The 14,225-nt window shown below is 37.8% G+C and carries 15 protein-coding genes; all 15 read left to right on the top strand.

Going from position 1 to position 14,225, the window contains the following annotated elements:
• Window positions 1-20: 20 nt before the first annotated feature.
• The 15 genes from fliM (at window position 21) to NLW78_RS06580 (ending at window position 14,221) form a co-directional block, all read left to right on the top strand.
• Window positions 21-1,022: a flagellar motor switch protein FliM gene (fliM, locus tag NLW78_RS06650; RefSeq protein WP_254496272.1), complete on the top strand. Its 1,002-nt coding sequence runs from the start codon at window positions 21-23 to the stop codon at window positions 1,020-1,022.
• Window positions 1,015-2,148, top strand: a complete 1,134-nt coding sequence (fliY, locus tag NLW78_RS06645) for a flagellar motor switch phosphatase FliY (protein ID WP_254496271.1) — start codon at window positions 1,015-1,017, stop codon at window positions 2,146-2,148. Before fliM ends, fliY begins: the two co-directional genes overlap by 8 nt.
• Before the next feature lie 22 nt (window positions 2,149-2,170).
• Complete coding sequence (locus NLW78_RS06640; protein ID WP_254496269.1) at window positions 2,171-2,533, top strand: response regulator; 363 nt, start codon at window positions 2,171-2,173, stop codon at window positions 2,531-2,533.
• Between the two features lie 38 nt (window positions 2,534-2,571).
• Window positions 2,572-3,243 (top strand): flagellar biosynthetic protein FliO, encoded by a 672-nt coding sequence (gene fliO / locus NLW78_RS06635; protein WP_254496268.1) that lies wholly within the window; start codon window positions 2,572-2,574, stop codon window positions 3,241-3,243.
• Window positions 3,240-3,905 (top strand): flagellar type III secretion system pore protein FliP, encoded by a 666-nt coding sequence (gene fliP, locus NLW78_RS06630; RefSeq protein WP_254496267.1) that lies wholly within the window; start codon window positions 3,240-3,242, stop codon window positions 3,903-3,905. The genes fliO and fliP overlap by 4 nt, the downstream gene beginning before the upstream one ends.
• An 18-nt stretch (window positions 3,906-3,923) precedes the next feature.
• A complete protein-coding gene (gene fliQ, locus NLW78_RS06625) occupies window positions 3,924-4,193 on the top strand; it encodes a flagellar biosynthesis protein FliQ (protein WP_254496266.1) in 270 nt (89 codons plus the stop codon).
• A gap of 6 nt (window positions 4,194-4,199) precedes the next feature.
• Entirely contained in the window at window positions 4,200-4,976 is a 777-nt protein-coding gene (gene fliR / locus NLW78_RS06620) for a flagellar biosynthetic protein FliR (RefSeq protein WP_254496264.1), read from the top strand.
• A 1-nt stretch (window position 4,977) separates the two neighbouring features.
• On the top strand, window positions 4,978-6,060 hold the full coding sequence (flhB, locus tag NLW78_RS06615; RefSeq protein ID WP_254496262.1) for a flagellar biosynthesis protein FlhB: 1,083 nt from the start codon (window positions 4,978-4,980) through the stop codon (window positions 6,058-6,060).
• A gap of 21 nt (window positions 6,061-6,081) precedes the next feature.
• Window positions 6,082-8,115, top strand: coding sequence for a flagellar biosynthesis protein FlhA (gene flhA, locus NLW78_RS06610; protein ID WP_254496261.1), 2,034 nt, complete (start codon window positions 6,082-6,084; stop codon window positions 8,113-8,115).
• Window positions 8,112-9,230, top strand: a complete 1,119-nt coding sequence (gene flhF, locus NLW78_RS06605) for a flagellar biosynthesis GTPase FlhF (RefSeq protein ID WP_254496259.1) — start codon at window positions 8,112-8,114, stop codon at window positions 9,228-9,230. The genes flhA and flhF overlap by 4 nt, the downstream gene beginning before the upstream one ends.
• On the top strand, window positions 9,227-10,084 hold the full coding sequence (locus NLW78_RS06600) for a MinD/ParA family protein (RefSeq protein WP_254496258.1): 858 nt from the start codon (window positions 9,227-9,229) through the stop codon (window positions 10,082-10,084). Before flhF ends, NLW78_RS06600 begins: the two co-directional genes overlap by 4 nt.
• Before the next feature lie 6 nt (window positions 10,085-10,090).
• Entirely contained in the window at window positions 10,091-11,143 is a 1,053-nt protein-coding gene (locus tag NLW78_RS06595) for a protein-glutamate methylesterase/protein-glutamine glutaminase (protein WP_254496257.1), read from the top strand.
• A 12-nt stretch (window positions 11,144-11,155) separates the two neighbouring features.
• The gene (locus NLW78_RS06590) at window positions 11,156-13,147 is read left to right on the top strand and encodes a chemotaxis protein CheA (RefSeq protein ID WP_254496255.1); all 1,992 of its coding nucleotides are present in this window, start codon (window positions 11,156-11,158) and stop codon (window positions 13,145-13,147) included.
• A gap of 16 nt (window positions 13,148-13,163) precedes the next feature.
• On the top strand, window positions 13,164-13,619 hold the full coding sequence (locus NLW78_RS06585) for a chemotaxis protein CheW (RefSeq protein WP_254496254.1): 456 nt from the start codon (window positions 13,164-13,166) through the stop codon (window positions 13,617-13,619).
• 101 nt (window positions 13,620-13,720) lie between these two features.
• Window positions 13,721-14,221 carry a chemotaxis protein CheD gene (locus NLW78_RS06580; protein ID WP_254496253.1) on the top strand — a complete coding sequence of 167 codons (501 nt, stop codon included), beginning with the start codon at window positions 13,721-13,723 and terminating at the stop codon, window positions 14,219-14,221.
• Window positions 14,222-14,225: the final 4 nt, after the last annotated feature.

Genomic DNA, 14,225 nt, shown 5'->3' with positions numbered 1-14,225 from the left:
CCGTTATGGAGGTGAATTCTTTGTCCGAAGATGTCCTATCACAAAATGAAATTGATGCCCTCTTATCCGCTTTATCTACTGGGGAAATGAGTGCCGAAGAACTGCAAAAAGAACAAAATGAATCTAACAAGAAAGTAAGAGTGTACGACTTTAAGCGGGCCCTTCGCTTCTCTAAGGATCAAATTCGAGGGATTACACGAATTCACGAAAACTTTGCTCGTATTTTAACAACATATCTATCTTCCCAATTAAGAACGTATGTCAGCAATACAGTTGCTTCTGTAGAGCAAGTTCCTTATGAAGAGTTTATTCGTTCGATCCCAAAACAAACACTATTAAATGTGTATTCAATTCCTCCTTTAGAAGGCCGAATTTTACTTGAAGTCAACCCGAATATTGCATATGCCACCTTCGATCGTTTACTAGGAGGAGTCGGTTCTAGTTTGAATAAGGTAGACAATTTAACCGAAATTGAAACGAAACTGATGACCAAAGTATTTAGTAGAATCATCGAAAGCTTACGGGAAGCGTGGGAGTCATTAGTTGATATTGATCCAGTATTGGAAGAGTTTGAAGTAAATAAGCAATTTTTACAACTTGTTTCTCCAAACGAAACAGTTGTTGTGATTTCGTTAAATACAACGATAGGAGAAACGAGTGGGGTTATGAACATTTGTATTCCCCACATGGTATTAGAGCCATTAATATCGAAACTATCCGTTCATTATTGGATGCAAAATCAATCAAATTCTTCTAATCCAGAAGACTATGAAAAAATGTCTAAACATTTAATGGGTACAAAAGTTGAGGTACGAGCAATTCTTGGTGAATCTACTATCTCCATAGAAGATTTATTGCATCTCGAAGAAAATGATGTCATTCAACTCAACCAACGGATAGATCAACCAATGACATTAAATGTTCATGACCAAGAAAAGTTTCATGTGCAATTAGGAAGAAAGAATAAAAAATTAGCTGTACAAGTGATTGATGAAATTAGGGGGGAAGATCATAATGAGTAATCGTGACGAAATGTTATCACAAGAAGAGATTAACGCACTGTTATCGACGAATGAGGAAGAAGAAATAACAGCACAATCACCATCTAGTAAGCCCCCTGTAGCAAACAGTTTGTCACCTTTGGAACAGGACACATTAGGTGAGGTTGGGAATATTGCCTTTAATAATGCTGCTACAACTTTATCAACTTTACTGAGCGAAATGGTAGAAATTACAACACCGAAAGTGTCTGTGATGGGGCAAGAAGCGTTGAAACGCCATTTCAAAAGTGAGCAAGTCGCAATCCGGGTGAATTATACGGAAGGCTTTTCTGGTATTAATTTATTTGTGATTAAGAGTGATGTTGCCGCAATTATTGCGGATTTAATGTTAGGTGGCAGTGGTGAGGCACCGGAAGAAGACTTAGGTGAAATTCACTTGAGTGCTCTTCAAGAGGCAATGAACCAGATGATGGGGACAGCTGCTACAAGTATATCCACTATGGTAAATCGAAAGATTAATATTTCAACGCCTTCAATTGATAAAATTGATGTAGAGCGTGGACAAGGTTTAGATGTATTAGAAGAAGAGGAAACCTTTGCTGCGGTGTCTTTCAAACTAAAAATTGGTTCACTAATTGATTCTACTATTATTCAATTGTTACCAATCCATTTTGCTAAAGAGTATATACAAACATTGCTAGCAAACAATGAGCAAGACCATAAATCATCATCAGACCAAACCATGTACGAAGAAGAAAAGAGGGGAACAAATATGTCAGAAACAAAATACTCCGAACAACATATAGGGGAACAGGTTTCTCAATCCTCTTCTGTACAAACAGCTTCTTTTCCTGACTTTCAAGATGTATCTTCAAAGCAACAAAACACACGAAATTTAGATATGTTATTGGACATTCCTTTGAACGTTTCCGTAGAATTAGGACGGTCACAAAAAACGGTAAAAGATATATTAGAATTAAGTTCAGGTTCGATCGTAGAATTAGACAAACTAGCTGGTGAGCCAGTTGACATCCATGTAAATAATAAACTGATTGCAAAGGGCGAAGTAGTTGTTATTGAAGAAAACTTTGGTGTTCGTGTAACAGACATTATTAGCCGCTCTGAACGAATCCAAAAATTGAAGTGATGTTAAGGGGGCTATTGGTAAAATGGACGAACGAGTATTAATTGTAGATGACGCAGCATTTATGCGTAAGATGATAAAAGATATTTTAGTAACCAACGGATACGAAGTTGTTGGGGAAGCGAAAGATGGTAACGAAGCAATTGACATGTTTACAGAGTTGAACCCAGATGTCGTCACATTAGACATCACGATGCCAGAGAAGGATGGTTTAACCGCGTTAAAAGAAATCCGCAGTATCGATCCTTCTGCCACTGTCGTGATGTGTTCCGCAATGGGACAACAATCAATTGTGATTGAAGCTATTCAATCAGGAGCTAAAGACTTTATCGTCAAACCATTTCAACCTGAGCGTGTGTTAGAGGCAATGAAAAAAGCAGTTTCCTAGCAGAAATGATTATACAGAATAGAAGTGGTGAATAAAAAATGAAAACTTGGAAATGGATCATAACACTTTTGTTGTTCGCTCATATTACAGTTGATTCGTCTACTGTATATGCAGAGCCAGACACTGTGGCAGATCTTATAAAGAAAACTCAAAATTCACAGCAAGACAGTGACAACCCAAACGGCTCTAATGAACAGGATGAAGGCGACCGTGATGGGGGTAGTGTACAAGTACCACAAGAAGAAGGATCGTTATTTCTTGTATTTGTAAAAATGTTCTTTTTCCTAGCTCTCATTTTAGGTTTAATATATTTGTTAGCAAAGGTCCTGCAGAAGAAAAATAAAATGTTTCAGCAAGTCCAAGGGATTGAAACATTAGGAGGCGTCTCGTTAGGTGCGAATAAGTCTGTACAAGTAGTTCGTATAGGTGATCGTTTTTATGCAGTTGGGGTTGGAGATAATGTGAATCTCTTAACGGAAATCGATGATGACAAAACGGTGAAAGAACTACAAGAAAAGACTCAAGCACAATCATCGGGGAAAACAGTACAATCCTTCATACAGCAGTTCCGTCAAAAAGAAGAAGGGGCAAGTAACAATCAATCTCCTCAATTCAAACAACTCTTCGAAAAAGAATTGTTTACGATGCAAAATAACAGAACGAACGTTCATCAGACAACGAAAAATGGAAAAGAGGATCAACGTCCATGAATGAATTTGTAAACTTATTCTCCGAAACGGATCCTGGTACGCTTTCTACTTCTATTAGACTATTACTTCTTTTAACGGTCTTAGCATTAGCTCCAAGTATTCTTATATTAATGACTAGTTTTACAAGGATTATTATCGTGTTGTCCTTTGTGCGAACTTCTTTGGCAACACAACAAATGCCACCTAACCAAATCTTAATTGGATTAGCGTTATTTTTAACATTTTTTATAATGGCTCCTACTTTTAACGAAGTAAATGAGCAAGCACTACAACCGTTATTTAACGAGGAAATTACGATTGATGAAGCGTATGACCGAGCAAGTTTACCTGTAAAAGAATTTATGGCACAACATACTCGGCAAAAGGATTTGTCTTTATTTTTAGATTATGCGGGGGCAGAGGCACCAGCAACACTCGAAGACATTCCGTTATCGACACTGATACCTGCATTCGCCATTAGTGAGTTAAAAACTGCGTTTCAAATGGGTTTTATGATTTTTGTTCCCTTCTTAATTATTGATATGGCTGTAGCCAGTATTTTAATGTCAATGGGAATGATGATGTTACCGCCTGTAATGATTTCTCTACCATTTAAAATCTTATTATTTGTGTTAGTGGATGGTTGGTATTTAATTACCCATTCATTATTACAAAGTTTCTAGCAGAAAGGGGTTCGGACAGTGAACAGTGATTTTGTTATATCTCTTGCGGAAAGAGGGGTCTATACCCTTTTGTTAGTGACAGGTCCTATCCTCATTTTAGCGCTCGTGGTAGGGCTGCTCGTGAGTATCTTTCAGGCGACGACGCAAATTCAAGAGCAAACGTTAGCCTTTATACCGAAAATTATTGCGGTTTTTGTTGGGATAGTCTTTTTTGGCCCATGGATGCTCGTCAAAATGATCGATTATACAATGGGTATCTTAAAAAATTTGCATACAGTGATAGGGTAGTTCAATATGGAACTATTTGATTTGTTGAGATTACCCGGTTTTTTACTCATATTTGCTAGAGTGACAGGGTTTTTTCTTATGATCCCGCTCTTTTCATATCGAGGTATCCCTGCACGACATAAAATGGGTCTTATCTTCTTTTTAACATGGATTATGTTTTATAGTGTTCAAATTCCTGTAATGGCCATTGACGGACAGTATTTTATGCTTTTATTAAAAGAGCTGATGGTCGGGATTATGATTGGATTCATTGCATATTTAATTTTAGCAGCAATCCAAATTGCTGGTGGTTTTATCGATTTTCAGATGGGGTTTGCTATTGCTAACGTGATTGATCCACAAACAGGTGCTCAAAGCCCGTTAATTGGTCAATTTTTATATACGATTACGTTGCTTTTCCTAATTACTGTGGACGCACACCATATGTTACTTGATGGTATCTTTTATAGTTATGATTTTATCCCGATGGAACAAATGATTCCCTTTGAAGAAGGATCCATTCCGTTATTTCTAATCAAAATGTTCAGTTTAATGTTTCTAATCGCTTTTCAAATGTCGATTCCAATTGTAGGATGCCTCTTTTTAGTTGACGTCGCATTAGGTATTGTCGCAAGGACAGTTCCGCAATTAAACGTGTTCGTTGTAGGTTTACCGTTAAAAATATTCGTCAGTTTTGCCGTTCTTCTCGTTTCTTTTGGGATTTATATTATTCTTGTACGTCAATTGTTTGAAACGATGATAAAAGCTATGAGAGATTTAATGATTTTGATAGGAGGGGCTTAATATGAAGGTCCTTTCATTGGATCTCCAATTTTTCTCACAAGAAAAAACTGAGAAAGCTACTCCCAAAAAAAGACAAGATTCACGTAAAAAAGGACAAGTGGCTAAAAGTCAAGACGTAAACACAGCTATTTTATTATTTATGATGTTCCTCTTATTTATCTTCTGGGGGAAGTATTTACAACAATCTTTCTCTGCCATTTATACGAAGAGTTTTACGGAGTATATTCATTGGAACATTAGTGAAGAAAATGTCGCTACTATGTTTTTAGACACTACCATTGAAGTTACGAAGGTGATGGCTCCTATTTTATTAGTAGCTGTTATCGCGGGTCTTACTTCGAACTTATTACAGATTGGCTTTTTATTTACGACTGAACCATTAAAGTTTAATTTAAATAAAATTGACCCCATTAAGGGTGCAAAGAAAATCTTTTCTGTAAGAGCCTTAGTAGAGTTGCTGAAATCTCTGCTCAAAATTACCATTATCGGGACGATTACATTCGCCATCTTATGGCTTAACAAAGATGAAATGATGCTCCTTTCTTTAAAGGATATAGAAAACTCTATCGGGTTTTTCGGCCAAATCACAATTATGATGGGGGTAGCCGCATCAATCGCCCTACTTTGTCTCTCGATCTTAGACTATATGTATCAACGATATGACCATGAGAAAAATATTAAAATGTCGAAACAAGATATGAAAGATGAGTATAAAAACATGGAAGGTGACCCGCTCATCAAATCGAAGCTAAAAGAAAAAAGAAGACAAATGAGTATGCAGCGGATGATGAGTGAAGTGCCGAAAGCTGACGTTGTCATTACAAACCCAACCCATTATGCTGTTGCGATAAAATATGATGAAGAAAAGGCCAGTGCACCATACGTTATTGCCAAAGGTGTTGATTATGTTGCCTTGAAAATACGTGAAGTGGCCAAAGCAAATCACGTTGAGACAGTAGAAAATCGCTTTTTAGCCCGCTCTTTATACAGTGGGGTGGAAATCGGTCAGGAAATAGATGAACAGTTTTATCAAGCAGTAGCGGAAGTTTTAGCTTATGTTTATCAAACGGAGAACAAGGCATAACAATAAGGGGAGAATTGCTTCATGGCTATAAAAGATTTATCTGTATTATTTGGAGTTATACTAATAATTATCATGCTCGTTATACCTTTGCCAGGATGGATGTTAAGTTTATTTATTCTGTTTAATATTACGTTAGCCCTTATTGTCATATTAGTAGCCATGAACACAAGGGAAGTGTTGGAATTTTCCATTTTCCCATCCCTGCTGTTACTGATGACATTGTTTCGATTAGGGTTAAACGTATCGACTACTCGATCGATTCTTTCTGAAGGAGAAGCAGGACAAGTAATCGATACATTCGGTTCATTTGTGATTGGAAACAATCCATTAGTCGGTTTTGTTATCTTTTTAATTCTTGTTATTATCCAATTTATTGTGATAACGAAGGGGTCTGAGCGTGTTTCCGAGGTTGCAGCCCGTTTTACATTGGATGCGATGCCTGGTAAACAGATGAGTATAGATGCAGATTTAAATGCAGGAATGATATCAGAACACGAAGCGAAAGACCGACGTGAAAAAATTGAAAAAGAATCGGATTTTTATGGGGCTATGGATGGTGCGAGTAAATTCGTAAAAGGTGACGCAATTGCTGGGATTGTCATTGTTATTATTAATGTTATTTTTGGTCTTATTATTGGTATGGCCCAGCTCGGTCTAACCTTTAACGAATCTGTAAACCTTTTTATGCGCCTAACTGTAGGTGATGGACTTGTTTCCCAAATCCCTGCGTTATTAATTGCAACAGCGACAGGTATTATTGTGACACGGGTAGCCTCTGAAGGGAACTTAAGTCAAGAAGTAACATCTCAACTATTTAGATATCCAAAATTACTATACATTGCAGCTGGATCGATTTTTTTACTAGGTCTAACTCCGATTAACTTCGGCCTTACTCTTATGATTGCCTTACTCCTTGCCTCTGGCGGATATTGGATTCAACGTTCTGTTGTTGCTCAACAGGCAGTGGAAGAAACAGAGGAAGAGGAGGAACTTGAAACCAATACAACTACACCGGAAAATGTGGTTCAATTAATGAACATGGACCCGATTGAGTTTGAATTTGGTTATGCTCTCATACCGTTGGCAGATTCTTCTCAAGGTGGAGATTTATTAGACCGAATTGTTATGATTAGAAGACAATTAGCCTTAGAATTAGGAGTTGTAGTTCCTGTCGTACGAATAAGGGATAATATTCAACTGAACCCGAATGAATATTGTTTGAAAATCAAAGGGAACGAAGTTGCAAAAGGCGAAATTTATACTGATCACTATTTAGCAATGAGCCCTGGAATGGATGATGAAGATTTAGAGGGGATCGACACAGTTGAGCCTGCTTTCGGTATGCCTGCAAAATGGATTCCGGAAGAACTGAAAGATGAAGCAGAATTATCGGGATATACAGTCGTAGATCCGCCGTCAGTTGTTTCCACACACATTACAGAAGTGTTGAAGTCAAACGCTCACGAACTCATTGGTCGTCAAGAAACAAAACAGCTTATCGACCACTTAAAAGAGAGTTATCCAATTTTAGTAGAAGAAGTAACCCCAGAACCGTTATCAATTGGGGACGTCCAAAAAGTATTGGCGAAATTACTAAAAGAGCAAGTTTCCATTCGGAACCTGCCTGTAATTTTTGAAACGCTAGCTGACTTTGGCAAAATGACAAATGATACAGATTTATTAGTAGAATATGTGAGACAATCTCTGTCGGCCCAAATTACAAAACAATATTGTTCAGATAACAATATGTTGAAGGTCATTACCCTTTCAGGAAAGATTGAGAAGATGATTGCGGAAAACGTACAGCAAACCGAACATGGAAACTATTTAGCGTTAGATCCAGAATCTCAACAGTCGGTTATTCAATCTGTTCACAAGGAAGTAGAACAAATGGCAATGCAAGAAGAAACGCCGATTATTTTATGCTCACCTGCAATTCGGATGTATTTCAAACAGTTAATTGAGCGATATATACCGAATGTCGTTGTTCTATCTTATAATGAATTAGAACCGAATGTTGAAGTGCAAAGTACAGGAGTGGTGAATGTAGCATGAAGGTAAAAAAATTTAAAGCACCCACAATGATTGAAGCTATGCACCTTGTGCGTAAGGAATTAGGGAATGACGCTGTTATATTGAATTCAAAGGAAGTTAACAAAAAAGGAATGCTAGGCCTGTTTCGCAAAAAAGACATTGAAGTCATAGCTGCTACTGACCCGCAACCAGTTCAACATAAAGTTGCGTCAAAAAGAGAGGACAGCGTAAAACCATTGATTGATCGTAATGAACTGTCTGAAAGGCTACGGAATTCTGAACGTGAGAAAGGGACTAGTACATCTGAACAGTCTTTAAAGCAAAAGGATACGATTCCTTATCCTGAGCAAGTACAAAGTATGTACAATCATTTATTAGAGATAGGCATATCAGAGGATAATGCTAAGGAGATTGTTGATTATCTATTTGAACAATATTATCTACACAAAAAACAAGCAACTGACAAAGATATAAAAAAGTGGATTGAGGAATTTATCGAGTCAAACATTCGTAATTTGACCTTTGGTGCACCTGGTGATGAGAAAAAGATCTTACATTTTATCGGACCTACAGGTGTAGGGAAAACGACGACGATTGCAAAAGTGGCAGCTAAAGCATCTATTGAAGAAGGAAAGAAGGTCTCACTCATAACAACAGACACGTACCGAATTGCAGCAATCGAACAGTTAAAAACGTATGCGAAAATCTTAAATATACCGATAGAAATTGTTTATAACAGTGATGACTATATACAAGCTATCGAAAAATTCCAGTCATACGATCTTGTTTTAATTGACACTGCAGGGAGAAACTATAAAGACCGTCAATACGCAGAGCAACTAAAAAGTTTAACACCTCATAAAACGGAAAATGAGGAAGCTTACCTTGTGCTATCTCTGAATACGAGGGAGAAAGATATATATGAAATTTGTGATCAACTAATCGACCTTCCGATTCATCGCTTTATCTTTACTAAATGTGATGAAGCGTCTAATTTTGGTACGATATACAATGTCATGATGAAATATAAAAAAGGTGTTGCTTATTTCACAACCGGACAAGTTGTTCCAGACGATATCGAAGTTGCTTCGACTGCAAATATGATCTCCACGATAATGGAGGGCAGAAAACAATGAATGATCAAGCAGCAAGACTACGTGAGCTTGTGAGCCGTGGAAAAACGGTAAAGGAAGCAAAGACGATTGCAATTTTAAGTGGAAAAGGTGGAGTTGGGAAATCGAATATCGCCTTGAACTTTGCCATCGGTCTAAGTCAACAGCAAAAGAAAGTGTTGCTATTTGATTTAGATTTCGGTATGGGAAACATTGATATATTGATGGGGGTTTCACCTAAGAAGACCATCATTGATTTGTTTCGTGACCCTAGTTTGTCACTCTCGAATATTATCGAGGAAGGACCAGAAGGGTTGTCATATATTGCTGGCGGTTCAGGACTATCAGGTGTTTTTGAAATGGAACAGGCATATTTTGATAGATTTTTGTCTCAATTAAGTGAGATTACCTACAACTATGATTATATTATCTTTGATATGGGCGCAGGAATCACGCATGAACATATGAATTTTGCTCTCGCTGCCCACGAATGTTTTATTGTAACAACAACAGAGATGACTGCGATAACGGATGCCTACTCTGTCATGAAAAATGTGACAGCTAAGCAACCAAATCTACCACTCTATTTAATTGTGAACCGTACGTTCCAGGACAAAGAAGGAATTTCTACTCAAAATCGATTACAGCAAGTTGCGAGTCAATTTTTAAAAAAAGACATTCATTTATTAGGAATGATTCCTGATGATTATGCTGTAGTTGAAGCAGTAAAGAAACAGTCGCCATTTACGATATCTAACCCACGTTCACTTGTTAGTAGAAAAATGAGGAAATTGATAAGCGATTATTTACATGGTGCACAGACGATTGAGAATCACTCGTTTGTGACGAAACTGAAAATGATGTTTAGGGGAAGGTAGATTGCATTGAAACCCATTCGTGTTCTTGTAGTAGATGATTCAGCATTCATGAGAAAAGTAATCCGTGATATGTTAGGCACCTCAAATAACATTGACGTGATTAGCACGGCTAGAAATGGTACTGATGGTTTAAAAAAAACGTTGTCATTACGACCAGATGTCATTACTTTAGATGTGGAAATGCCTATCATGAATGGTCTCGAAATGTTGGAACACGTGATGAAAGAATGCCCAACTCCTACTCTTATGCTTTCCCATTCAACATTGCAAGGTGCTGAGAACACCGTAAAAGCCCTGAGCATAGGGGCGGTAGATTTTTTGGCGAAACCTGCTAATCCGTTATCCATTTCTGGTCACGAAATTAAAGAGGAACTCATCGGTAAAGTTTATAACGCTGCACAAGCGAACCTTTCACAAAAGAGGAGTCGACTATTCAGCAGTACCCAAAACATAACACGGGGGAACACGCCTTACAAAAACTATCGAAACATTATAGCAATCGGGGCTTCGACAGGGGGACCAAAGACTCTGCAAACTGTATTAACCTCATTACAAGAAGACTTTCCTGCTCCGGTAGTAATTGCTCAACATTTACCACCTCGCTTCACAAAGTCTTTGGCCAATCGTTTAGATCGATTAAGTGCTATCCGTGTGAAAGAAGCAGAACATGATGAAATATTAAGGGACGGAACAGCGTACATCGCTCCAGGTGGTCACCATTTAAAAATTGATGGTACAGGCCAACAATGGAGGGCGATGATTAGTCCGGTAAAGGACCATCTACATTATAGTCCGTCGGTGAATATACTTTTTGAATCGATTGCACAATTGCCTAAATCATATGCAGTTGCAGTCGTGTTAACCGGAATGGGCCAAGATGGAGCTGACGGATTACAACTCATTAAGGGTAACAATAACCCTTCTGTTGTGATTGCCCAATCGGAAGAGACATCAGTTGTTTTTGGGATGCCGAAAGCTGCTCTCTCAACAAACTGTGTAGATGAAGTGCAACACATTCAAGACATTGGAAATCGGATTATACAACTGTTGAACCAATAGGGGGAACCAAATATGGATACGAGTCAATATATATCACTATTCATTGAGGAAAGTAATGAACATTTACAACTCATGAATGATTATCTATTGAAGCTCGAAAAGGATCCGTCAAACGAGCAAATTGTGACGAATATCTTTCGTTCAGCCCACACCATAAAAGGGATGGCTGCCACAATGGGCTTTGTAGAAATGAGTGACGTCACACATAAACTCGAAAATATATTTGAATTGATTCGTCAGAAGCAAATTAACATCAATTCAAGTTTACTTGATGTTGTGTTTCAGGCGGTGCAACAGTTGGAAAGTGTGATTGAAGATATAACAAACGGGGGAACTGGAAGCAAAAGCGTTGATCGTGTCATCTATGAACTCGAGCGTATTGAAAAACATGCAACCATAAAAAGTGAGATCGAAGATACGAACGAGTTCATTTCTCTACCAGAACTAGAAACTATTTTTGGTAAAGTTCAAGATCCAGATAATTTAAGAAAAGCCGAAAAAGAAAACAATATAATTTATTACCTCCATGTAATGTTGCAGAGGGATACCCGGCTCAAGTCCGCACGGGCGTATATGGTGTTTCATGCCTTACGTGATATAGGTGAATTGGTTGAGGCGAATCCAAGTATGGACGAGTTAGAATTTGAAACATTTGGTCATACATTGGACATCTTATTTTTATCAAAAGTGAAAAAACAGTTGATCCAACAACGAATTGAAAACATATCTGAAATTGCTGATGTTCAAATCAAATTAGTGTCAATCCATTCAAACCAAATGGAAGAAAAAAATGAATTGCCACCAGATACCTCGCCTACTTTAGAGAAGGAAGCAGTCAAACGAGCCATTACAAACCAAAAGTCCATTAGAGTTAATGTTGGCAAATTAGATCAATTGATGAACCTCTTTGAACAGTTTGTCATAGATCGAGGCCGTTTAGAAAAAATCGCCAATGATTTACAAGAGCGCGAATTACAGGATACTGTAGACCGTATTTCAAGAGTATCGAGTAATATGCAAGACATTATTTTAAATATGAGAATGGTACCGATTGAGCATGTGTTCAAACGATTTCCCAAAATGGTAAGGAAACTGACGAGGGAATTAAACAAAAATATTCAATTCCACATGGAAGGGGAAGAAACGGAGCTAGACCGAAACATTATCGAACAAATAGGGGACCCGTTAGTTCACCTAATCCGAAATTCAATAGATCATGGCATCGAATCCCCAGGCGATCGTGTAGAACGAGGGAAACCACCAGAAGGGAAGCTCGTTCTTCGTGCGTATCAAAGTGGAAATCAAGTAATCATCGAAGTAGAAGATGACGGGCATGGGATTAATAAGGAGAAAATTGTGCAACAAGCGTTATCGAAAGGCCTTATTCATGAAGAACAACGGGGCCATTTATCTGAAGATCAAATTTTTGAATTAGTAATGACGAGCGGATTCTCCACAGCTGAAGAAATTTCAAACATTTCTGGACGTGGTGTAGGATTAGATGTTGTGAAAAATACAATTGAATCCATCGGTGGTTCAATTTCTATCCACTCTAAAAGAATACAAGGTACACGCTTTACTATCCGATTACCTTTAACTTTATCAATTGTATCGGTAATGTTAGTACAATCCGAACAGGAAACATATGGTATTCCGATTACTTCGATTGTAGAAACAATCATGTATAAAAAAGTGAACATACACAACATTCAACAGCAAGAAATGATTTTTTACCGAAACAAAACGATCCCACTTATGCACCTAGCAGATTTATTTCAAATTCCTAAGTCAAATCAAACAGTACATGATTCCTCTTCTATTATAATTGTTCGGAAAGGGGAACGAATGGCAGGAATTGTAGTTGATTCAGCGATTGGTCAGCAGGAAGTGGTACTAAAGTCATTAGGAAAGTACTTAACGAACATTCATGCAATATCAGGTGCGACAATCTTAGGGGACGGACAAGTTGCTTTAGTAATTGATAGTAATGTGCTAGTAAAGTAAAGGGGGAGGAATAATGATGGGAGAAGGTACGAAAAGTGAGAAGGTCATTGTGTTTCAGTTAGGAGAAGAGGAGTATGGTGTCTCGATTGACTATGTTGGCTCGATTGAGCGTACACAGCCCATAACTAGGGTGCCACATACACCGTCATTTGTAAAAGGAGTCATGAATTTGAGGAGTGAAATTACTCCTGTAATCGATTTGCGTGAACGTTTTCAGTTAGAGCAAATTGCATATACAGACCAAACTCGCATTATTGTTGTCCAAGTAGGAGAAAAGCAACTAGGAATGATTGTCGATGGAGCTAACGATGTCGTTGATGTTCCGGTAAGTTCAATTGAACCTGCTCCGGAAATCGTGGATACGAATGAAAATTACTATATAAGAGGAGTTGCAAAAGTAGGGGAACGATTACTTTTGTTACTACATTTAGATGAAGTATTATCAACTGATGAATTACAACAGTTGTCATAATGAAGAGAGATACACTCCTAATATTGGGTTAGGTCAAATCGCAAAATAAACAATATGAACATGACAATTATCGTTCATGTATAGCCATTGGAGTATGGAAAATGATAAATAATCAAAAGCAAACGGTAAAAATTGGGATAGGGGAGTTAAATGTAGTCAAAAGCCCTGTCGTTATACAAACGTCTGGCTTAGGGTCCTGTGTCGGTGTTGTTCTGTACGATGACACAGTGAAGGTGGCCGGAATGGCCCATATTATGCTTTCAAAGCCTTCGAAGATTACGGATCCAAAGGCGAGTAAAGGGAAATATGCAAGTGTAGCAATACCTGAATTGATTAGGCGATTAACTTATTTAGGAGTAAGTAAGACATCACTCAAAGCAAAGATTGCTGGTGGTGCCCATATGTTCCCAAATGCTGCATCAAATGAATTAGCGAAAATCGGCAAGCATAATGTAGAAGCTGTTAAGCAACAATTTCTTTCTTATTCAATTCCAATTATTAGTGAAGACGTAGGTGGTTCAAATGGAAGGTCAATTATCTTTGATCCACAAACCGCTAATCTTACCGTTAAGACAGTACAATCAGGCATAAAAGTCATATAAGTAG

This window comes from Salirhabdus salicampi (assembly GCF_024259515.1).
Lineage (GTDB): Bacteria > Bacillota > Bacilli > Bacillales > Alkalibacillaceae > Salirhabdus_A > Salirhabdus_A salicampi.
This window is presented reverse-complemented; position numbering and strand designations above follow the sequence as displayed.